The organism is Rhizobium laguerreae, from assembly GCF_019778565.1.
GTDB lineage: Bacteria > Pseudomonadota > Alphaproteobacteria > Rhizobiales > Rhizobiaceae > Rhizobium > Rhizobium laguerreae.
Genome location: NZ_JAAXQT010000017.1, coordinates 60,205 through 81,857 on the forward strand (window position 1 = coordinate 60,205; position 21,653 = coordinate 81,857).

The 21,653-nt window shown below is 61.4% G+C and carries 19 protein-coding genes; 11 read left to right on the forward strand and 8 right to left on the reverse strand.

Going from position 1 to position 21,653, the window contains the following annotated elements; translation table 11 throughout:
* Positions 1 to 149 precede the first annotated feature (149 nt).
* From HFO71_RS33870 to HFO71_RS33890, 5 genes are all read left to right on the forward strand, one after another.
* Entirely contained in the window at positions 150 to 887 is a 738-nt protein-coding gene (locus HFO71_RS33870; RefSeq protein WP_221969779.1) for a Crp/Fnr family transcriptional regulator, read from the forward strand.
* Complete coding sequence (locus HFO71_RS33875) at positions 884 to 2,233, forward strand: glycosyltransferase family 4 protein (protein ID WP_221989028.1); 1,350 nt, start codon at positions 884 to 886, stop codon at positions 2,231 to 2,233. Before HFO71_RS33870 ends, HFO71_RS33875 begins: the two co-directional genes overlap by 4 nt.
* Positions 2,230 to 3,474 carry a glycosyltransferase family 4 protein gene (locus HFO71_RS33880; RefSeq protein ID WP_131642805.1) on the forward strand — a complete coding sequence of 415 codons (1,245 nt, stop codon included), beginning with the start codon at positions 2,230 to 2,232 and terminating at the stop codon, positions 3,472 to 3,474. The genes HFO71_RS33875 and HFO71_RS33880 overlap by 4 nt, the downstream gene beginning before the upstream one ends.
* Positions 3,475 to 3,543: 69 nt before the next feature.
* Positions 3,544 to 5,025 carry a lipopolysaccharide biosynthesis protein gene (locus HFO71_RS33885; RefSeq protein WP_025395755.1) on the forward strand — a complete coding sequence of 494 codons (1,482 nt, stop codon included), beginning with the start codon at positions 3,544 to 3,546 and terminating at the stop codon, positions 5,023 to 5,025.
* Between the two features lie 48 nt (positions 5,026 to 5,073).
* Positions 5,074 to 5,901: a glycoside hydrolase family 16 protein gene (locus HFO71_RS33890; protein WP_025395754.1), complete on the forward strand. Its 828-nt coding sequence runs from the start codon at positions 5,074 to 5,076 to the stop codon at positions 5,899 to 5,901.
* Between the two features lie 21 nt (positions 5,902 to 5,922).
* Here the strand turns inward: HFO71_RS33890 and HFO71_RS33895 are convergent, their stop codons facing one another.
* The 6 genes from HFO71_RS33895 to HFO71_RS33920 form a co-directional block, all read right to left on the reverse strand.
* Entirely contained in the window at positions 5,923 to 6,999 is a 1,077-nt protein-coding gene (locus tag HFO71_RS33895) for an ABC transporter ATP-binding protein (protein ID WP_221989029.1), read from the reverse strand.
* Positions 6,996 to 7,925 (reverse strand): PfkB family carbohydrate kinase, encoded by a 930-nt coding sequence (locus tag HFO71_RS33900; RefSeq protein WP_131662112.1) that lies wholly within the window; start codon positions 7,923 to 7,925, stop codon positions 6,996 to 6,998. Before HFO71_RS33900 ends, HFO71_RS33895 begins: the two co-directional genes overlap by 4 nt.
* Positions 7,926 to 8,948, reverse strand: coding sequence for an SIS domain-containing protein (locus tag HFO71_RS33905; protein ID WP_221969784.1), 1,023 nt, complete (start codon positions 8,946 to 8,948; stop codon positions 7,926 to 7,928).
* Entirely contained in the window at positions 8,945 to 9,790 is an 846-nt protein-coding gene (locus HFO71_RS33910; RefSeq protein WP_077979148.1) for a carbohydrate ABC transporter permease, read from the reverse strand. The genes HFO71_RS33905 and HFO71_RS33910 overlap by 4 nt, the downstream gene beginning before the upstream one ends.
* On the reverse strand, positions 9,790 to 10,674 hold the full coding sequence (locus HFO71_RS33915) for a carbohydrate ABC transporter permease (RefSeq protein ID WP_077979274.1): 885 nt from the start codon (positions 10,672 to 10,674) through the stop codon (positions 9,790 to 9,792). Before HFO71_RS33915 ends, HFO71_RS33910 begins: the two co-directional genes overlap by 1 nt.
* 74 nt (positions 10,675 to 10,748) lie before the next feature.
* Positions 10,749 to 11,987 carry an extracellular solute-binding protein gene (locus HFO71_RS33920; protein ID WP_221989031.1) on the reverse strand — a complete coding sequence of 413 codons (1,239 nt, stop codon included), beginning with the start codon at positions 11,985 to 11,987 and terminating at the stop codon, positions 10,749 to 10,751.
* Between the two features lie 223 nt (positions 11,988 to 12,210).
* Between HFO71_RS33920 and HFO71_RS33925 the strand changes: the two genes are divergently transcribed.
* From HFO71_RS33925 to HFO71_RS33945, 5 genes are all read left to right on the forward strand, one after another.
* On the forward strand, positions 12,211 to 13,422 hold the full coding sequence (locus HFO71_RS33925; RefSeq protein WP_131642800.1) for an ROK family transcriptional regulator: 1,212 nt from the start codon (positions 12,211 to 12,213) through the stop codon (positions 13,420 to 13,422).
* Between the two features lie 357 nt (positions 13,423 to 13,779).
* Entirely contained in the window at positions 13,780 to 15,135 is a 1,356-nt protein-coding gene (locus tag HFO71_RS33930) for an extracellular solute-binding protein (protein WP_131642799.1), read from the forward strand.
* A 212-nt stretch (positions 15,136 to 15,347) separates the two neighbouring features.
* A complete protein-coding gene (locus tag HFO71_RS33935; RefSeq protein ID WP_221957638.1) occupies positions 15,348 to 16,232 on the forward strand; it encodes a carbohydrate ABC transporter permease in 885 nt (294 codons plus the stop codon).
* Between the two features lie 10 nt (positions 16,233 to 16,242).
* The gene (locus HFO71_RS33940; RefSeq protein WP_132613887.1) at positions 16,243 to 17,157 is read left to right on the forward strand and encodes an ABC transporter permease subunit; all 915 of its coding nucleotides are present in this window, start codon (positions 16,243 to 16,245) and stop codon (positions 17,155 to 17,157) included.
* A gap of 12 nt (positions 17,158 to 17,169) precedes the next feature.
* The gene (locus HFO71_RS33945; RefSeq protein WP_221989033.1) at positions 17,170 to 18,279 is read left to right on the forward strand and encodes a sn-glycerol-3-phosphate import ATP-binding protein UgpC; all 1,110 of its coding nucleotides are present in this window, start codon (positions 17,170 to 17,172) and stop codon (positions 18,277 to 18,279) included.
* Between the two features lie 86 nt (positions 18,280 to 18,365).
* Here the strand turns inward: HFO71_RS33945 and HFO71_RS33950 are convergent, their stop codons facing one another.
* Entirely contained in the window at positions 18,366 to 18,839 is a 474-nt protein-coding gene (locus tag HFO71_RS33950) for a cupin domain-containing protein (RefSeq protein WP_221989034.1), read from the reverse strand.
* Positions 18,840 to 18,971: 132 nt separating this feature from the next.
* Here HFO71_RS33950 and HFO71_RS33955 point away from each other — a divergent pair, with 132 nt between their 5' ends.
* The gene (locus HFO71_RS33955; protein ID WP_168257763.1) at positions 18,972 to 19,514 is read left to right on the forward strand and encodes a carboxymuconolactone decarboxylase family protein; all 543 of its coding nucleotides are present in this window, start codon (positions 18,972 to 18,974) and stop codon (positions 19,512 to 19,514) included.
* Positions 19,515 to 19,518: 4 nt separating this feature from the next.
* Here HFO71_RS33955 and HFO71_RS33960 read toward each other — a convergent pair whose 3' ends face one another.
* On the reverse strand, positions 19,519 to 21,621 hold the full coding sequence (locus HFO71_RS33960) for a beta-galactosidase (protein ID WP_221989035.1): 2,103 nt from the start codon (positions 21,619 to 21,621) through the stop codon (positions 19,519 to 19,521).
* Positions 21,622 to 21,653: the final 32 nt, after the last annotated feature.

Consider the following 21,653-nt stretch of genomic DNA (forward strand, 5'->3'; position numbering starts at 1 on the left):
GTCCATTTTTCGGTGTATATTTTGCTTTGAAGTTAAATATATACTTTATCTTTACGTCATATCGCCGTGATGTTATTTGACTCTCATATTAAGGCAATATAAATGATGCAGTGCAGCATTGCCTATGGTTATCGAGTGGAGTTATGCGCATGGATGGGGCGACACACGCATCAGATCGCAGGGCCAGCATCGGCAAGGCGGCGATATCGGCTAACAGCGGCATTCATCTGAACAGCCGCATCGTCATCGACGACGAATTCCTTTCCTGCCGGTCAAGCGTCCGGCGTTTCCGGCGCGGCGAGATCATCGCCGGGGCCGGCGTCCTCGTCGATACGTTCGCGCGCGTTCATTCGGGGGTGGTCAGCGCCAGCACGATGCTGCCCGACGGCCGGGAATTCATCGTCGAGATCATTCCGAAATCCGGCCTCATCGGCGAGCTCGAGGTTCTGCGCAGGCAGACGTTGAACCTCGAATACCGTGCCGGTTCCGCCTGCGAACTGCATTTCTTCGAAGGCCGGCTGCTGCGCGACATGTACGCCAGCGATCCCTCCTTTCGCGAAAAAGTCTTCTCCAGGGCGCTGGCGCGTATTTCGGAGCTCGAACTCCGGATCATTGCGAATGCGGCGTCGAGCCTGCAATCGAGGCTGGCCAGCACGCTGCTGCGGCTCTCCACTGTTTATGGAAAAGATCCGGCAAACAGCGGCGACGAACTGATCATCTCGCAAAATGATCTGGCCGCGACGCTGCCGGCGTCCCGCGAGAAGGTCAATCAATGCCTGCGGCGCCTGCGGGAAGCCAAGATCATCGACGGGGGCCAGGGCAAGATCCGCATCCTCAACCGCAAGGCGCTGGAGGCCTGTGCCAACGGCGCAGTTTCGGTGAAGTGATGCGCCCGTCGCTTCCCGAGGTCCTCCGATCCGCCGCAAACGCTGGCCGGTTTCCCGGCCCCAGCACGACAAAGATCGATCGCGTGGTCATCATCGACGATTATTCGGTGGCCAGAGGCGGGGCGACGGCGCTGGCGGTGCTGTCCGCCAAGCTTTTTCGGGGCCTCGACATCCCTGTGACCTATATTTGCGGAGATGACGCCGCCAATGCGGAACTCGTCGCACTCGGGGTCTTGATGGTCGGGCTGAATAGCCGCGATCTGCTCAGTGCCGAGCGTGCGAAGGCTTTCGTGACCGGCATTCACAATGGCGCCGCCGTCCGTATGGTCGGGAACTGGATTGCCGCAAACGACACCGCCAATACCGTCTACCATGTGCATGGCTGGCACCAGATCCTGTCTCCGGCGATTTTCAGGGCGTTGATGCCGGTCGCCAGACGATGCGTGGTGCACGCGCATGATTTCTTCACGGCCTGCCCCAACGGCGCCTTCTTCGACTATCAGGCTCAGGAAGTCTGCCTTCGACGCCCGCTCGGCGGAAGCTGCATTGCGACGGCCTGCGACAAGAGAAGTTATTCGCACAAATTGTGGCGGGTTGCCCGCGGCTCCAATATCCTCCGGCGGCTGAAGGATCAGGCCGATTTCGGCCGGATCATCCTGCTGCACGAGAAGATGGCAAGCTTCCTCGTCGGCGCCGGATATCGGTCCGAACGACTGACGACAATCCGCAATCCCGTCGCTCCGCTCTCCATCAAACGCATCGAGGCGGAGGCCAACGAGGAGTTCGTCTTTATCGGGCGGCTGGACGAGGAGAAGGGCATAGAGGACGCCGTGGCTGCCACACGCAAAGCCGGCGTCAGGCTCTGCGTGATCGGGGACGGGCCGCTGATGCCGCTGGTTGCGGCTTCAGGAGATCACGTCAGGGCCGTCGGCTGGCAGTCGCATGCGGAGATCGGCCCGACCATCCGCAAGGCGCGTGCACTGTTGATGCCGTCTCGCTATCCCGAGCCATTCGGCCTCGTCGCTATCGAAGCGGCCAGGAGCGGGCTACCGGTCATCATGTCGCGTAGCGCCTTTCTTGCCGAGGAAATGCAAAGAGCCGGCATGGCGATCGCCTGCGATACGGCTGACGAAAGCGCCTTTGCCGATACTTTGACGCGATTTAGCCAAATGCCGACGCACGAGGTCCGCGCCATGAGCGAGCGGGCTTTCCTGATGTCGCCGGATCTTGCGTCGACTCACGAGGAATGGCGCGACGCGCTTCTTTGCGAATACCACAGCCTGATTTCGACGAATGCGGTTCCCGACCTGACAGACGGTGTGGCGATACAAGGAGTATTGAGTTGACCCTTAAGGCAACAACCTCTCTTCCCGACGCGAGGGCATTTCTCGGCGATGCGCCTGTCATGGCGAAAAGACGTGTCACTGATGCCGGAAGCGCGAGCGATACCAAGCAGCTTCGTGTCGCCATCGTGCATTATTGGCTCGTTTCGATGCGCGGCGGCGAGAAGGTCGTCGAAGAGTTGTGCCGCATGTTTCCGCAGGCCGACATCTTCACCCTCGTCTGCAACCGGGATCGCATCAGCGATTTTCTGAAGACGCGGAACATCCGCACATCCTTCCTGCAGAAGATCCCCGGTGCAAAGCGGCATTATACCAAGATGTTGCCGCTGATGCCTTTCGCGCTCGAGCAGTTCGATCTGCAGGATTACGATCTGGTGCTGTCGAGCGAATCCGGACCCGCCAAGGGCATCATCACGCGCGCCGACGCCCTGCATGTCTGCTACTGCCATTCGCCGATGCGCTACATCTGGGATCAGTTCCATGTCTACCGCCATGGTCTGCCCTGGGTGGGTCGCGCCTTGATGTCGATCACCGCACCCATGCTGCGCGCCTGGGACGTGACGACCTCCTCGCGGGTCGATGTGTTCGTTGCCAATTCCGATTATGTCGCAAGCCGTATCCGCCGCTTCTACGACCGGGAATCCATCGTCATCCATCCGCCGGTTGCGACCGACGATTTTGCGGTGGGGAAGGGGAAAGGCGAATTCTATCTCTATGCGGGACAGCTGACCACGTACAAGCGGCCGGACATCGCCGTTCGCGCCTGTACCGAGGCCGGCCGAAAGCTGGTTGTGATCGGCGAGGGAGAACAACTGGCCTATCTGAAGTCGATTGCCGGACCGACCGTGCAGTTTCTCGGCCATCAGCCCTTCAACGTTCTGCGCGACCATCTGTCGCGATGCCGCGCCCTCTTGTTTCCGGGCACGGAGGATTTCGGCATCCTGCCGGTGGAAGCCATGGCATCCGGGCGACCGGTCCTAGCTTTCGATGCCGGCGGCGCCAGGGAAACCGTTTGCTCGCCGCAGGTCGGCTTTCGCTTCGCTGAGCAGACCACGGAAGCTCTATTGGAAACAATGGCGGCGTTCGAAGAGGTGGAGGACGATATCGATCCGCATGCCATCCGCGCGCACTCGCTGAAATTTTCTTCCGCCGTGTTCCGCGACCGCCTCTCCCGCCTGATCGAGCAGCAACTGGCCGACCATGGCGACCGATCCGCCGAGGTTTTCAGAAGACGGGCGGGCTGAGGGCAAGGAACGGAGCTGCCTGTCTTGCCGCTGCGACCGAAACCGTCGACGAGGAATAGAAAATAGATCATGTCAAGCGTATCTCAGAGGACGGCGACGGCAAGCATCTGGACTATCAGCGGAAAGTTCCTGGCGCGACTGCTCGATTTCGTCAGCCTCCTGATCCTCGCTAGGCTTTTGAGCCCGGCGGATTTCGGCCTTGTCGCCATCGCGACATCGGTTCTGGTCATCGTCGAGACAATCCTGGATCTGCCGCTGACGCAGGCCCTGATGCGCCAGCCGTCGCCTTCGGACGATATGTTTGCTACCGCCCTTACCCTCAGCCTTCTTCGAGGCGTGGCCATCAGCGTGCTGATGATGACCATCTCCTGGCCGATGGCTCTGATCTATGACGATCCCCGGCTTTTCTCCCTTGTCGCCGTGCTCTCGATTGCGCCTGCCATGCGCAGCGTGATCAGCCCGCGCATGGTTCTGTTCATGCAGCAGTTCGATTTCAAACGCGAATTCGCACTCGATCTTATTACCAAGGGGTCGACACTGCTGTTCGGTGTCGGGGTGGCGGTCGCGACCGGCAGCTATTGGGGACTGGCGATCGGCGCGGTTGCGGGCCCGACCGCCGCGGTGATCACCTCCTATATCTTCGCGCCGATGCGACCGAGATTCAGCCTTTCCGAGTGGAAGCACTTTCAGGACATGATCAGCTGGAACACCGTCTCGCAGGTGCTGAGTTCGATCAACTGGCAACTGGACCGGCTACTTTTGCCGCGCTTCACGGGCCTGTCGACTTTCGGCGCCTTCAGCGTCGCCGACAATATCGCCGCTATTCCATACCAGACCTTCGTCGGGCCATTGTTGCGTCCGCTGATGGCGGCATTCTCGACCGTCGATGACCGTCGTAACCTGATCGCTGCCTATCTGAAGGCGACGAACGCGATCACCTTCGTGGCAGCGCCCATCCTCATCGCGCTCGCCTTGCTTGCCGAGCCGGCCGTGCGGATCATCGTCGGTGAGAAATGGGCATCCGCCGCGCCGATTCTGCAGTGGCTGTGCATCGGCAGTCTGCTCGGTCTTCCGACGAACATGATGCCGCCATTGGCTATGGTGCTCAACAAAACCCGTTATCTCGCTCTCCGGATGTTTGCCGAGTTCGCCGTCAGGGTTCCGGTCACCATCCTGGGCATTGTCTATTTTCAAGTGGCGGGAGCACTGGGCGCGCGGATCGTGGCGGTGCTTGTCGCCTATGCAGCATCGCTCGTCATCACGCGGCAGCTGATCGGCGCGACATTTGCCGCGCAGTTGAACGCTTTTTTACGGCCTCTGGTCGCGAGCGTGCCGATGATGGCTTTCCTGCTCTGGGCAGAGCCGATGCTTGTTGCCATGCCTGTCGGCTTTCACCTTATCGTCGGCCTGGCGCTTTGCGGCGGGGTGTCCGCGGCAATCTTCTGGATCTTCGCGCTGCTCGTGTGGCAGATCGCCGGGAAGCCCGACGGCATCGAGACCATCGTCGTCCACAGGCTCATGCCGCGACGAAACAGGGTCCTCACTTCATGATCGAGACAAGTGCAGTCCAACGATGTTTGGTGTTTTCGGAGGAACAGAATGCGTTACGGAATATCTTCTAAGGCTCTGGGTTTGCTTATCGTTCTCGGTCTGGGGGCGTTGCCCGGCCAGCCCAGCGTGGCCCAGGAACCGCTCAACATCGCTGCGTACCAGCTGACGTTCGAGGAGAGTTTCGACAGTCTCGACGTCTCGGCCTGGGGGGAGAGAAGTTCCCGTTGGATCGCCCATACGCCCTGGAACGGCGATTTCGGCGACGCCCGTTTCACAGATCCGGCCCCCGGCTTTCCGTTTACCACCGATCAGGGAATTCTAAAGATCGAAGCGCGCAAGGAGGCCGATGGAACCTGGCGCTCAGGCCTGCTGTCGTCGGTGAACCCGAAAGGCGAAGGGTTCTCGCAGCAGTTCGGCTATTTCGAAGCAAGGATGAAGCTGCCGCCTGGCAAGGGCGTCTGGCCGGCATTCTGGCTGATCGGGCTCGACCGGTCGAAATACACCGCCGAGATTGACGTCCTGGAATATTATGGACGCGCGCCCTACGAATTCAGCATGGGCTTTCATATCTGGCGTCAGAGCCAGGGCGGTCAGAACAGCACCGGCGGCTATTGGCAAAAGGTCCAGGACGGAATTTTGAACAGCGACTATCACACCTACGGCGTCGATATCCAAGCCGACAAGACGAGCTTCTACTTCGACCGTAAGTTCATCTGGAGCTTCGACACGCCGAAGGAATTCCACATGCCGTTCTATCCGCTGGTGAACCTGGCACTCGGCTCGGGCTGGCCGATCGATGAAACGCCGAATCCTTCCATTCTACTCGTCGACTATATTCACGTGTACCAGCGGAAGCCTACTGACGCAGCGAATTGAACAGCTGACGGACAGCCGTCGCTAACGGCTGCAGCTGAGGCCGGTTTGCGGATCGAAGAGATGCATCGCCTCCTCGTCGAAAAAGAAGGTGAGCTTTTCGTTGTTGCGGATCGGCGTGCGTGGCGGCAGGCAGGCCATCAGGCGCTGATTTCCGGCAAGGGCGGTGACGACGAGTTCCGGGCCGGTCAGCTCTGCGACCTCAAGGGTTGCCTCGATCGACGGGCCGGCGCCGTCCGTGCGAAGCGCCTCGGGACGGATGCCGAGGATAAGGTCGCGGCCATTGCCGACCGCCTCGCGGAAACGGGTGGGCAGGGGCAGGATCGCATCGGTGCCTGAAAGCGCCAGGCCACCGTCGCGCGCCGCCGTCGCCTTCAGCAGGTTCATCGGCGGCGCGCCGACGAAGGTCGCGACATAGAGCGTTGCCGGATGGTTGTAGATCTCCTCCGGCGTACCCAGCTGCTCGATGCGGCCGTCGCGCATGACGGCGATGCGGCTTGCAAGGGTCATAGCCTCGATCTGGTCATGGGTGACATAGACGACCGTGGTCTTCAGCATCTGATGCAGCCGCTTGATCTCTGTGCGCATCTCCATGCGCAGCTTGGCGTCAAGATTAGAGAGCGGCTCGTCGAAGAGGAATACCTCAGGTTTGCGCACCAGCGCGCGACCGATCGCGACCCGCTGGCGCTGGCCGCCGGAAAGCTGGCTCGGCTTGCGCTCGAGGAGGTTTTCGATCTGCAGGAGCTTGGCGGCATCACGCACGGCTCTGTCGCGCTCGGGTGCTGCCACCTTGCGCATTTCCAGGCCGAAACCGATGTTCCGGTGCACCGTCAGATTGGGATAGAGCGCGTAGGATTGAAAGACCATGGCGATGTCACGGTCCTTCGGATGCACGCCGAGCACCGAGCGGCCGCCGATCCTGACATCGCCGCTCGTTGCCTCGGCAAGGCCGGCGATGATGTTCAGCAGGGTGGATTTGCCGCAGCCGGAGGAGCCGAGCAGCACCAGGAATTCGCCGCTTTCCAGCGAGATGTCGATGCCTTTCAGCGTCTCGATGTCGCCGTAGGCCTTGCGGATGTTCTGAATGTCGAGCGCGCTCATCGCAAGGGCTCCTGAAGAGATGTCGGGCCGCCATAGTTGCGGGGAAGAGTGGAGATGGCGCGCGAGGCAACCTCGGTTCCCGCCATCAGGCAGGAAACCAGCGGCTCACCGCTTGCGAGCGCGGCGAGAAAGGCGGCGTTGAAGACATCGCCGGCGCCGATCGTATCGACGACATCGACAACGGGTGCTGCCACCGAAACCAAGCTGCCGTCAGGCCCGATCGTGAGAGCCCCGTCCGGGCCGCGTTTGACGACTACGATCGCACCCGCCGGCATATGCGATTTGATCTGACGCGCGGCCTCGATCGGATCGGCGATGCCGGCAAGTGTCGTCGATTCGACCTCGTTCAGCAGCGCGACACCGCTGCGCGAAAGCCAGGCGCGTGTCGCTGCGCAATTCTCGTCTGTCCAGCCGTCGAGTGGCCAGCCGGTATCGAGCGCAACGGTGATGCCATGGCTGTCGGCCCAATCGAAGAACTTGCCGTATTCTTCTGTCAGATCGTCGGTCAGGAACGAGCCGCAGAGAAGCGCGTAGCCGCCCTGCAGTCTTGCGCCCTCGATGACGGCGAAAACGTCTGCCAGGCTGAAACGCGGCAGGTGGCCCCTCGTCGTGAAGAAGGTGCGCTCGCCGTCAGGATGGGTGATGCCGACGGAGAGCGTCGTTTTCTCAGGACGTACGGGCCACTTGTCGGAACGGTGGCCGAAGGCTTCGCTCAGCCAGCGGCCGAACTGATCACTGCCGATATTGGCGGCGATCTCGAATTCGACGCCGAGCGCTTGCCAGGCGAGCGCGCTGTTGCCGGCGGCCCCGCCGACGCGCAACTCGTCATGATCGACGATGATTTCCGTCCCGGCCTTCGGCCAAGGGGCGGTCGGTCCAAGGATCAGGTCGACGTTGACATTGCCGATGACTGCAAGCGGCCGCATTCATTCGCTCCGGGTGATTTTGGTCGATCGAACCGGCGTTCCCGCATTATCCACGCGGGCATCGGCAAAGGCGATCATCAGCCGCTGGGCGACCGGAAGCATGGCGAAGATCGCGGCAAAACCGGTTGCAGGTGCAAAGCGGATCGTCACCGCGCCGGCGACCGGCGCTTCGCCCGAGGCGTCGAACAGGATGACCGGGGCGCCGGTCTCGACGGCGGATGTCGCCATTGCCGTCACCAGGCCAGCCGTCTCGTCCAAGCCGCGGAACAGCACGACGCCGATTTCCGGCCCCAGCATCTCCATCGGCCCGTGGCGCAGCTGGCCGCCTTCGAGCGAGAAGCAGGGACGGCGCGACAGCTCGGTCAGTCCGAGTGCGAGCGCCTCGGCGATACCCTGCAACCGGCGGCCTGACGTGACAATGGTCGCGACGTTTTCCAGCGCCGAGAGTGCGGCGGCGATGTCATGATCTTCCGGCGCCCTGAGGGCGGCAAGGGCGGTGTCAGGATCTTCGCCGAGGGCGGAAAGGATTGCCAGATGCAGGGCGAAAGTCACCGTTAGGCTGCGGGTCGCGGCGAAGGCAAGCTCGGTGCCGCCGGTGCCGACCAGCGACGGAGCGGTTCTTGCGAGGAAGGAATTACCTTCGAGTGTCAGGCCGAAAATCTCCTGCGTGCCGCCGGTCTCGCTGAACCAACGCACGACCTCGGCGCTTTCGCCGGACTGCGAGGTGACAAAGATCGTCCTGCCGGCGATCGGCAACGGCTGGCCGAGCTGTTCAGACAGGGGCAAGGCGACGGCATCGATGCCGAGCGCCCGGTAGAGCGGTTCGACGGCGCGGTTGACGGCATGCGAGCCGCCCATGCCGATGAGCAGCAGCCTGCCGGTCTTTTTCAGCGAAGCCGCAGCCCTTGCCGCCATCGGCTGGGCCGCTTCATAGGAGGTGATCGCATCGGCATGCTGGCGCGCCATTTCGCGATCGATCGCCGCAAGTCCGGCCGGCCGGGTTCTTTCTTCTGTCATGTTCATCCCTTGACGCCGCCGCTGGTGAGCCCCGAAATCAGGGCGCGTTGCATGAGAAGACCAATCAGCACCGGGGGCAGGGCGGCGAGCACACCTGCCGTCGCGATCAGTCCGTAATCGGAAACGCGGCCGCCGGCGAGATCGGCAATGGCGACGGTCAGCGTCTTGGCGCGCTGGTCGGAAGTGAAGAGCAGCGCATAGAAGAATTCATCCCAGGCAAGTAGGAAGGCAAAGAGGCTTGACGTCGCCACCACGGGGGCGGCGAGCGGCAGCGTGATGATGCGCAGCGTCTGAAACAGGCCGGCGCCGTCGATCATCGCGGCGGATTCGATCTCGCGCGGGATGGAATCGAAACCCGACTTCATCAGCCAAGTGGTGAAGGGCGCAAGGATGGTGAGATAGACGAGGGCGAGGCCGAAGACGTTGTTCAGCATGCCGAGATGGGAAAGGCCCATGTAAAGCGGCACGGCGAGCGCCACCGGCGGCAGCATATAGGTGGCGATGACCATCGACAGCGACCATCCCACAGCAGGCGTACGCGACACGGCCCATCCGGCCGGTATGGCGAGCGCGATGGCGGCGATCGTCGCCATGCCCGCCACCTCTATGCTGTTGCGCAGCGACGAGGTGAAGGCGGCGCCGGCGCTGTTTTCGAGCGTCGAGAGCAGCACGCCGTAGCGAGAGAAATCCGCCGTCTGCGGCCACCAGCGCAGCGGCTTTGCCGCAAGGTCGGCGGCCGGCGAGATGCTCATGATGAACAGCCATAGGATCGGCGCCAGGATGACGGCGGCAAGCAGCAGCGCGCAGAGGTGAATGAAGGCGGAAAAAAGTGGGCTCTGGCGTTCCATCAGGCTGCACTCCCCGCGGTCTTGCGCACCAGGGCGGCGTAGCCGGCAGCAAGCAGCGTCACCAGCAGCGTGACGATCAACGCCAAGGAGGCGCCGGAGCCTGCCCGTTGGAAAGAGAAGGCTTCCTGATAGACGAGGATCGACAGCGTGCGGGTGCTGTTGGCCGGGCCGCCGCGGGTCATGACCCAGATGATGTCGAAGACCTTGAAGGCTTCAATCGTGCGCAACACCAGGGCCACCATCAGCGGGCCGGCGAGATAGGGCAGGATGACGAAACGGAAGCGGGCGAAAGCGCCGGCGCCGTCGACCAGCGAGGCGGCGGTGATGTCGCGCGGCACGGCCTGGAGTGCAGCCAGCGCGATCAGCGCCACCAGCGGGAAATTCTTCCAGCAGTCGGCGACGATCAGGGCCGCCAGCGCCGTGCCCGGCTCGCCGAGCCAGGACCGGTAGGCTTCTAACAGGCCGAGCTGTGTCAAGGCGGCATTCAGCGCGCCATATTCCGGATTGTAGATCAGCCGCCAGAGCGTGGCGTTGACGACGGTCGGCAGCGCCCAGGGTAGGATCATCAGGGCACGAAGCGCGGTCCGGCCGCGGAATTGCTGGTTCAGCAGCAGGGCGGCGAGCACGCCGATCACCATTTCGGCGGCGACCGAGACGATTGCGAACCATGCGGTCGTGACGAGCGTGCGCTGGAAATTCGAACCGGAGATCATCTTCACGTAATTGTCGATGCCGACGAAGCTGCCTTCCGTGCCGACCAGCCTGGCGTCGGTGAAGGAAAGGCCGACGGTATCGATCAGAGGCCAGCCGATGACTGAAATCATGACCACGAGAAGCGGTAGCATCAAAAGCCACGCGCGCGTTGTCAGCCAAGTGCTCGACATCGAGGCGACCCTTATTCTTCATAGGTTCTGGAGACCGGGCGACGGCAGGCGCCGCCCGGGGTTTCATGCGTTGCTCAGAGGCCGCTATTGTCGGCTGCCGACTTCAGCGCGTCCTCTGGCGAGGACTGGCCAAGCAGCGCTTCCTGGATCGCCTGCTGCAGCGCGGTCGAGAGCTCCTGATATTTCGGCGTCGTCGGACGCGGATACATTGCGGCAAGGCCGATCTTGGCGGCGGAGATCAACTCTTCCTGGCCCTTGGTGACATCAGGATCCTCATAGGAGGACGCCCAGATTGGCAGGCTGAGCTTGGCATAGGCATTCTGCGTCGCCTGCGAGGTCATGAAGGTGATGTATTTCCAGGCCTCATCCGGATGCTGGCTGGCCGAGGTGATGCCGAGGCCCATCGAGCCGTTTACGGCAGAAGCCTCGCTCTTGCCGGCAATACCCGGCGCCGGTAAGACGCCGACCTTGCCTGCGACCTTGCTGTCCTTCGGGTTGTTGGCCATGTTGTACATGTAGGTCCAGTTCAGCGCGAAGGCGGCATCGCCATTTTCGAAGACCTTGCGGACGTCCTCTTCGAGGAATTCCTTGGAGTTGGGATTGGTGAGGCCCGAGGAATAGCTGGAAACCATGTATTTCAGCGCATCGAGGCCGCCGCCGGTCTGGAAGGCCGGCTTGCCGTCCTTGAGGAAATCACCGCCATAGGCGCTGACGAGCGTGGTGTAGTCGCAGATCGCGGCTTCGGCCTGCGACCAGCTCCAGGCGATCGGCGTCGCGAGAAGGCCCTTGTCCTTGATCGTCTTTGCCTGCTCGGCCAGCTCGTCCCAGGTCTTGGGTGGCGCCTTGATGCCGGCCTTTTCGAGGATTTCCTTGTTATAGAACAGGTATTTGGTGTCGAGGATCCACGGCATGCCGTAATATTTGCCGTCATATTGCACGGTGGTCCAGGCACCCGGCAGCACGCCCTTTTTCATCTCGTCGGTGACGCGCGAGGAGACGTCGACAAGAACCTTATTGGTGGCGTATTCGGCCGGCCAGATAACGTCGAAGAGGACGACGTCATAACCGCCGCCGGAACCCTGCGCCAGCACCGTCTTGTCGTGCAGGCCTTCATAGGGGACGAATTCGAGATTGACCTTGATGTCGGGGTTCGCCTTGGCGAAGGCGTCGGTCATAGCGCGCACATCGGCCTCGCTATAGGCAGCTTGCGCCATGAAAAGCGCGTTCAGCGTTGTTTCGGCGAAAGCGTGCGGCGCAAGGGACACGCCGATCAAGGCCGCACCCAGAAGCGTCTTGTTAAAGGAATTCAGCATTGCAGCCTCCAGTTTTTGACATTTACGCATTGCCGAGGGCGGTCCTCCGCCATCGGTGTTCGAGAGGGCACGCGCGGAAAGCGTGCCGGTTCGTCGTCTCGGAGCGTCGTCGGAGCCGTTGCCCGCCTCCTGCGTTCCCTGGAACTCTCCGGTTCCTCATTAAGTCAAGTGTCTTGACTTATTACTTCTTCAACATTCTATTGGAGTCAAGAGGGAATTGCACATGAATGACAGCCGCCCGATCCGGGCCAAGAGCGGCACCAATCACGAAGGCACCAGCGCGCATAACCGGCGCGTCATGATCGATGCCCTGAGGATCAACGGCGCGCTTTCACGCGCCGATCTGGCACGGGCCACGCGGCTGACCAAGCAGACGGTGTCGAATATCATCGAGGAACTCGAGCGCGACGGTCTCGTCAGTTCGCAAGAGGCGGTGAGGAGGGGCAGGGGGCAGCCGTCGACACCCTATCGTCTCGTGCCCGAAGGCGCCTTTGCAATCGGCCTGCAGATCGATCGGCATGTGACGCGGGCGGTCGCCGTCGATCTCGTCGGCAGCGTTCTCGTGCGAGATGAGGCCGGACTACCACCCGGAGGTCCGTCGAACGGGACGAAGGTCATCCTCGATCTCGTCGCCGGCATACGCTCGAAGCTTGCCGGGATCGTCCAGCAGTCGGAAAAGCGGCTGGTCGGCCTCGGCGCCGCCATGCCCGGGCCTTTCGGAGTCGCCGGCAGCGGCGATGATCCGTGGATGATGGAGGCCTGGCAGAAATTTCCGTTGTTGGAAACGCTGACCGCCGGCACCGGGCTCGATGTCGGTCTGCAGAACGATGCGGCGGCGGCGGCGACCGCCGAGCGCATGGTGGGAGCTGCCCACGGCATCGACCATGCCGTCTGCCTCTTCGTCGGTTATGGCATCGGCGCCGGCCTCATTCTGAATGGCGAGCTCTACCGCGGCACCAACGGCAATGCCGGCGAGATCGGCATGGCGCTGCTGTTTGCCGACGGCAAATCGACGCCGCTCGAGCATCGCGCCTCGCTCGCCTCGCTCTACCAGCATCTGTCGATCGATCCCGCCGATCCCGGCCTTTATGCAAGGATCAACGATCTTGCCTTGAGGGGCGATCAAAGCATCCACGCCTGGGTCGAGGCGGCCGCAGTGGATCTGCGCTGGAGCATCCATCTCCTTGAGACGCTGTTCGATCCGCAGACGGTGATCCTCTGCGGCAGCGCGCCGGAGGCGCTGGTGAACAGGTTGATTGCGGCAATCGGCCCGTTGCTGCCCTCGATCGCCGAACGTCGCGGCCGGACGCTGCCGCGCCTGCAGCCCGGCATGGCCGATCCCTGGTCGGTGGCGCTTGGTGCTGCCGCCGGACCGATCAGCCGTGCATTCGATCCGCGTTTTGCGGCGATCCTGAAGGATTCCCTTCAATTCTGAGGCTTTAATCCTCAGGTTGCACACCAGTGCAACGGCAAAAATGTCAGTGGTTTTGCAAGTTTCGTTGCAGCGGAGCAGGCGAATAACCGCACCCCGTCGTAATATAAATAAATATTAAATATCCCAAAAGAATCCATTGTTTCGAATATAAGCGTAATCTATTGACGGCATGCTGAAGCAATAGGCGAAATCTTTATAAATATTTCCCCGAGATTGGCGAATACAATTGTATGAAGGTTTTATAACACCTTGGTTTCGATCATTTCATGTCATGTAATCTTCATTGGTAGGCGCAATTTGAACCAGCTAATAGGGCGTGCGCTGAAAGTGCGCGTCCCTTTTACGTTCGAGGTTCTCATGCAAGCCAAGCTTCTCGGCGCCGTTGGCGCCCTTCTCGCTACAGCGTTTCTTGCTGGTCCCGCTGCCGCCGCCGATAAGACCAAGATTGACTTCTGGTTCGGCAATTCCGGTGACATCGCAAAGCGTGTCCAGGAGCAGTGCGATCGCTTCAACCAGTCGCAGGCCGACTACGAAGTCGTCTGCACCAGCCAGGGCAGCTACGACGCGTCCCTGCAGAACACTATCGCTGCCTTCCGCGCCGGCAAGCAGCCGACCATCGCCCAGGTCTCCGACGCCGGCACCCTCGACATCATGCTCTCCGGCGCCTACTACCCGGCCAACAAGCTGATGAGCGACATGGGCTATACCGTCGATTGGAAGGACTACTTCTCCGGTATCTCCGGCTACTACGCGACATCGAAGGGCGAGATGTACTCCTTCCCCTTCAACTCCTCGACCGCTCTTCTCTACTGGAACAAGGACGCCTTCGCCAAGATCGGCAAGGATCATGCTCCGGCGACCTGGAAGGAAGCAGGCGAGGACCTCAAGGCTCTGAAGGATGCAGGCTATGCTTGCCCGCTCGGCTTTGACATTTCCAACAACGAAGTCTGGCAGTACATCGAGCAGTTCGAAGCCGTCAACGGCGAAGCGATCGCCACGAAGAAGAACGGTTTTGAAGGTCTCGACGCAGAGCTGGTGTTCAACAAGAACCCGCTTCTCGTCAGCTATGTCAAGGACCTCAAGTCCTGGTACGACAACAAGCTTGCCGTCATCAAGAACAAGGCTGTCGGCCAGACCTTCGTCGAAGCCTTTGCCGCCGGTGATTGCCAGGTCATCCTAACGTCGGTCGGCGACCACGGCAACGTCGGCCGCACCGCCAAGCAAGGCATGAACTGGGACGTTGCCATGCTCCCGACCTACGGCGACGCAAGCCGGCACAGCTCTTATGTTGGCGGCGCTTCGCTCTGGGTTCTGAAGGGCCATTCCGACGCTGAATACAAGGCTGCCGCTGCCTTCTTCAACTTCATCGCAAAGCCGGAAGAAGCCCTTACCTGGTCGACCGTTACCGGCTACATCCCGGTTCGTAACTCCGGTTTCGAATATCTGAAGAAGCAGGGCTTCTACGACAAGGCTCCTTATGCCGGCCGCGAACTCGCCATTCAGAGCTTGACCGCATCGCCTGCTGACGATGCGGCTCCGCAGGGCATCCGCCTCGGTGGCCTGCTGCAGGTCCGCACCGAAATCGCCAATGGTCTGCAGGCAATCTTCGTCAACAATGCCGATGTCCAGGCTTCGCTCGACAGCGCTGCCGAACGCGGCAATACGCTGCTGCGTCGCTTCCAGCAGACCTACAAGAACGTTCAGCTCCCCTGATCGCTTGATATGAGCCGCACCCGGCCCGCATTTCGCGTACCGGGTGCATCTTTGTAAGTTCTTCAGTCGGCCGCGGATGCGAACTTGCCGCCCGCGCCTAAAGCGCGCCCGTCGCGCTTTAGACCGTTATTTTGACGCATGTCGTTACCGCAAAACCGCTGCACACTTTGCGCGACATGCTTTAAACCAAACCAGGACGAAAACGACCACTCATGGAAAAGCGCGTCACTTTCTCCTCAACGACGATCGGGCTGCTCTTCGCATTTCCGATGCTGTTGCTGATCTTCGTCTTTTTCTATTGGCCGAGCGCGCAGGCGCTCTATTGGGCGTTCACGCTCGAGCAGCCATGGGGCGGCGGTAATGCCTGGGTCGGTTTCGACAATTTCAAACAGCTGCTCACCGATCCGATCTATTGGGACTCGATCACCCGCAGCATGATCTTCGGCTTCAGTTCGACGGCCATCGCCATGGGGCTGGCCCTCATCCTGGCGCTTTTGACGGATCGTGAACTGCGCGGCCACAAAGTCTACCGGTCCGTCTTCATCTGGCCATACGCAATTGCCGCCCCCGCTCTCGGCCTCGCCTTCCGCTTCATCCTGGCGCCGGAGGCCGGCCTTCTGTCGGTCATCAACCGCGTCTGGCCCGGCCTTTGGAACCCCGCACTCGACGGCAAGGATGCGATGATCGCGGTCATCGTCGCCTTCTCCTGGAAATATATCGGCTACAACTTCATCTTCTTCCTCTCGGCGCTGCAAGGCATTCCGCGCCCGCTGATCGAGGCCGCCGCGATGGACGGTTCGGGGCCGATGCGCCGGATCTGGGATATCCAGCTGCCCTTGCTGACGCCGACGCTGTTCTTCCTGCTCGTCATCAACATCACCGAGAGCTTCCAGGATTCCTTCGGTATCGTCGACGTCATGACGCAGGGCGGCCCGGCGCGCGCCACCGAGCTCATGGTCTACAAGATTTATTTCGACGGCTTCAGGGGTCTCGACTATTCGGGCGCCGCAGCGCAGTCCATCATTCTGATGGTGCTCGTTGTCCTTCTCACCATCTTCCAGTTCCGCTTCATCGAGCGGCGCGTGCACTACAAGTGAGGTCGCGGACATGATCGAACGCACGCCGATATTCAACTTTATCTGCTATAGCCTTCTCGCGCTCGGCATGGTGATTGCGCTTCTGCCTTTCGCCATCGTCATCATCGCCTCGACGCTTGATCTGGAGACGGTCAATCGTGTGCCGCTGCCGCTGATGCCGGGCTCGCATTTCTGGGAAAACGCTGAGACCGCCTGGGTTCGCGCCGATCTCGGCAACAAGCTGTTCCACAGCATCATCTTCGCCGCAACGGTCGGCGCCGGCAAGGTCATGCTGTCTTCCATGGCAGCTTTCTCGATCGTCTACTTCCGCTTCCGCGGCCGGTATGTGATTTTCTGGATCATCTTCATCACGCTGATGCTGCCGCTGGAAGTCCGCATCGTGCCGACCTATTCGATTGCGGCCAACGCGCTGCAGCCTTTCCAGACGATCCTCGACGTCACCGGCATAAGCTGGCTCGTTGCGCAGATCACCGGCGTCCAGATCAAGCTCGAATGGGGCCTGCTGAATTCCTATCCCGGTCTCGTTCTGCCGCTGGTCGCAACCGCGACCGGCACCTTCCTCTACCGGCAGTTCTACCTGACGGTTCCCGACGAGCTTGCCGAGGCCTCGAAGATGGACGGATCGGGCCCGGTCCGGTTCTTCTGGGACATTCTGCTACCGCTCTCGCGGCCAAATATGATTGCGCTCTTCACCATCATGTTCGTCTGGGCCTGGAACCAGTATCTCTGGCCGCTGCTGATCACCACCGATCCGAATTTCGGCATCGCCGTGACGCAGCTCAAGACGCTCATCCCGTCCGAATTCGGCCTGCCCGACTGGAACGTTGCCATGGCCGGAACCCTGATCATCATGTCGCCGCCATTGATCCTGGTCATTCTGATGCAGCGCTGGTTCGTACGCGGCCTTATCTCCACCGAGAAGTGAAGGAGTATTCCCTTGGCACCGATCTCCATTCGTGGCGTGAAGAAAAACTACGGCAAGACCCCCGTCGTTCACGGCGTCGATCTCGACATCCAGTCGGGCGAGTTCATCGTCATCCTCGGCCCGTCCGGCTGCGGCAAGTCTACGCTGCTGCGGATGATCGCCGGCCTCGAGGAAATCACCGGCGGTGAAATCGCCATTGACGGCCGCGTCGTCAACCAGCTGGAGCCGCGCGAGCGCGGCTGTGCCATGGTCTTCCAGAACTATGCGCTTTATCCGCATATGAGTGTTGCCGAGAATATCGGCTATGCATTGAAGGTGGCCGGCGTCTCGAAGGCGGAGCGTCAGCGGCGCATCGGCGAGGTCGCCAAGGCGCTCAGCCTCGAACCCTTCCTCGACCGTCGGCCCGCCGCTCTTTCCGGCGGTCAGCGCCAGCGCGTCGCCATGGGCCGCGCGATGATCCGCGAACCGAAGGTATTTCTCTTCGACGAGCCGCTGTCGAACCTCGACGCCAAGCTGCGTATCGCCATGCGCGCCGAAATCCGCCGCCTGCACCGCCGCCTCGGGGCCACTTCGATCTTCGTCACGCATGACCAGACCGAGGCGATGACGCTGGCCGACCGGCTGGTGGTGATGAACGGCGGCAGGGTGGAGCAGGTCGGCACGCCGGAAGAGGTCTATCATCATCCGGTCTCGCGCTTCGTTGCGGGCTTCGTCGGCACACCGGCGATGAACCTGCTCGAGGGCACGATCAATGACGAGGGCGTCTTCGTCTACGATCAAAGCCGTAAGGTCGCACTGCCGCGCGAGCGCGCCGCACCGCTGAAAGGCAAACGCGTCGTGCTCGGCATGCGCGCCGAGGCTGCCCGGCTGGTGGCCCCTGATGCGCCGGGTGCCCTTGTCGCAACGGCCGATTTCATCGAAGAGCTCGGCGCAAGCCGCATCGTCCACGCCGATTTCGATGGGCTGCCCTTTGCCGTGGCGCTGACTGAGGCCGTGAAGGTGAAGTCGGGCGATCCGATCGGCATCGCGATCGATTACGACCAGATCCACCTCTATGCCGCCGAGACCGGCCGGATCATCGAGAACCCTGTTATGAACAGCGCAGGCGCCGTCCACGCCTAAAGCGGTCTGCGACGATCCTTTGCGACGATCTTGGCAGAGCGTTCGGCGGCTGAGGATGTCAGCCGCTTGCTCGACGGTGAATTGCTCTAACGGTGGATCGGGTCGATCCACGCGACGTCTTCCGGCTTTTCGACTGGCTCGATGTCGAGATTGACGACGACCGGTTCCTGGCCTGAGCGGACGAGAACGCATTCCAGCGTCTCGTCGCGGCTGGCGTTGATCTCCTGATGCGGCACATAGGGCGGAACATAGATGAAGTCGCCTGGGCCGGCCTCGGCGGTATATTCCAAATGCTCGCCCCAGCGCATGCGGGCCTTGCCCTTGACCACGTAAATGATGCTTTCGAGATCGCCGTGGTGATGGGCGCCGGTCTTGGCGTTGGCATGGATCGTCACCGTGCCGGCCCAGATCTTTTCGGCACCGGCGCGCGCATTGTTGATCGCGGTCGCGCGATTCATGCCCGGCGTCTGTGCGGTGTTCGGATCGAGCGAATTGCCGGGAATGACCTTGACGCCATGTTCCCGCCAGTCGACATGATGATGCTCGTGGTCGTAGCCCATGCCTTGCCTCCACTTTCGATTTGGTGAGTCTAAGCGGGAGCCGGGCGGTGGCCAAGCGGATTTGCCGTTGCGCAGCCACACGACATCTCCGCACCGATAGCTTCTGTGTGCCTAAGGAAAGAACGGATCCCGATGAGCCATGTCCCGCAGATCGACTACGACAGTGCTTCGGAAGAGGTTCGTGCGGCGCATGACGAAGAAGTCAGGCTACGCGGGCGCATGACCAACATGAAGCGGACGCTGCTGCATTCGCCGGCCGCCCACCGCATCTATGCCGAGTGGTTCACGCTGCGGGCCGAGCTCGATCCTGCCGTCAGCGACCGGGCGATCTGGATCTTCTCGCATGCGATCTCGAAGGCGGCGAAATCGAAGATCGCCATCACCTTCTTTCGCCGGGCGCTGATCAACAAGGGTTTCAATCCCGATGCGCTGGAGTTTTCCGACGAGGAAGCGCTGCTCGACGCCTTCGGCAAGGCGATCGTCGCCGATTCCAATGCTGTTCCCGCCGAACTCTGGGCAAAGCTGAAAGAGCGCTACGAGACCAAGGTGCTCGTCGATCTCGTCGCCTTTGCCGGCATCATGCTGGCCACCGCCGTCTTCAACAATGTCGTCGAGGTCGACTTCGACCCCGAGCTTGAAGCCTTTGCCGAAGGCGCCAGTTCATCCGCATCCTGAAATTTCAGCTATCGAGCGGCAGGATCAGCACATCGCGCGGCGGCACCTCGATGCCACTATTGCCGATATGGTCGATCGGCCAGACTGCCTGGCTTTGCGCAAGGGCTCCTTCGGCTAGCGTCAGCTCGGTCTTCTGCGCCGTTCTCGTCGGATTGACGAGCCAGAGGAAGCTACCCTTTTCCCCCTTGTGGATACGGGCGAAGAGTGCGGCATTCGACAGCGTCACGTGGCGCTTCTTCCCGCTCCATCTCAATAGCTCAGCGAAGAAAGCGCCATTCGCCTTCCCCTGCGTGCGGTAATAGGCAACGGAAGGATTGGTGCCGATGAGCAGCGTGCGGCCCTTGCCATAGGCATTTTCGACGACGGCAAGACGGCCGTCGGTGAAGTGGCCGCGTCCCGTTCCGCCGGCCAGCCGATAAGACTGCAGGAAGCCGCCGCCGTCGATCGCCGCGCCGTCGAGATCGAAATGGATGCGGTCGCCGATATCGGGCATGAACTCGACCTCTTCCTCTCGCGCGCCAAAAACCTCGTCGAGGCCCATGTTCGGCTGAACGGTGCCGACATGGCCGCGATCGCCGAAATAGCCTGGGCATGCTTCGGCAATCAGCGTGCCGCCATTTTCGACCCAGGCTTTCAGGCGTTTCGCCTGCTCTGATGTGAACATGATCGGATAGGGGAAATAGAGGAAATCATAGGCCGCGATATCGTCGATATGCACCCAGTCCGGCTGCACGCCGTTTTCGAGGAAGGCTCGATAAGCGCCCCACATGGCTTCGGGATAGGGTTTCTCCTTGCGGTCGTGGTTCAGGAGGTAATCGAACTCCTGCGTTTCGCGAACGACAAGGATGCCGACCTCGCCGCGCAAGGGCTTTGCCTCCCAGAGGGGAGCTTGCGCCTTGTCATTTGCCCATTTCGCCATGGCGCTTGCCATGTCGGAGCGCGGCGTGCGCGAGCCGTCCATGCCGTAGGAGCCGAAAGCGCCGAAGAGCGGGCCATCGAGCAGCGGGCGCCAGCGCAGATTGATCACGCCGCGGGCGCCGCCGGCAAGCGAGGTCATGCTCCAGAGGCGGATATCCTCGGGAGCGACGACGCGGCCATCCTCCCTGTCGCGGCCGATCACCTGCGGCTGCAGCCAGAGCGGGCCGCCCTGGCGTTCGGCATGCCAGAACGGCTTGCCGCGGGCGGCGGCGCGGTTGATGTCGACGCCATACCAGTTTTTCCAGGCTTCCGACCCCTTGCGAGCCTGGATCCAGGTGAAGCCGTAGACCTCGACCTTGGAGGCGGCGAGCCAGTCGTCGCAGCCATTGGCCGCCATGTTGGGAATTGCGCCCGATATGCCGTGGGCAATGATGGTGTTCTTCTGGTCGACGGCGCGGATCGTGTCGATGCGCCACTGCATCTGGTCGTAGAAATTGTCGCGCTTGAACTGCAGCCAGTCGATGCATTCGGGGTACGGCGCCATGTGCACCGGCGGCTCGATATCGTCCCATTCGGCATAGCTGTAGCGGTACCAGGCTTTCGCCAGGACCTTCAGGCTGCCGTATTTCTTCTCCAGCCATTTGCGAAAGGCTGATTTGGCATAGGGGCTGTAATCGACATCGGCGGAATAGTTGCACTCGTTCCAGACGTCATAGCCATAGATCGCCGGATGATCCTTGTAGCGGGTGGCGAGCGCGGTCAGGAATTTTCCCGCCGCTTCCTTCACTTCGGGGCAGTTCAGCGTCAGGGCGCCGGCGCCGCCGCCATTGTTGGAGAAGCCGCCAGTTGCCGACGACACGCCCATATAGGAACCGAGTTTGGTGCCGTCGGCATTGACCTGCAATGCATGAGCATATTTGCGCACCGCCCAGTCCGGCACGGCATGGATCAACTCGGCGATAACGGTCTTGATGCCGTTTGCGGCGGCAAGATCCATCTGGCGGTCATAGTCCTCCCAATCGTAGACGCCGGGGGCGGTTTCGATCGCGCTCCACATGAACCAGTGGCGGAAGATGTTGAGGCCGTCTTGCCCGGCGGTGGCGTAGTCGCGTTCCCAATCTTCGCGGGGCGGGTTGGACTTGCGGAAATAGACGGCGCCGTAGGGCAGCTGGATATCTTTGTTGAGCATTTTCCTGTCCTTCTCTATCGATGACCGGACAT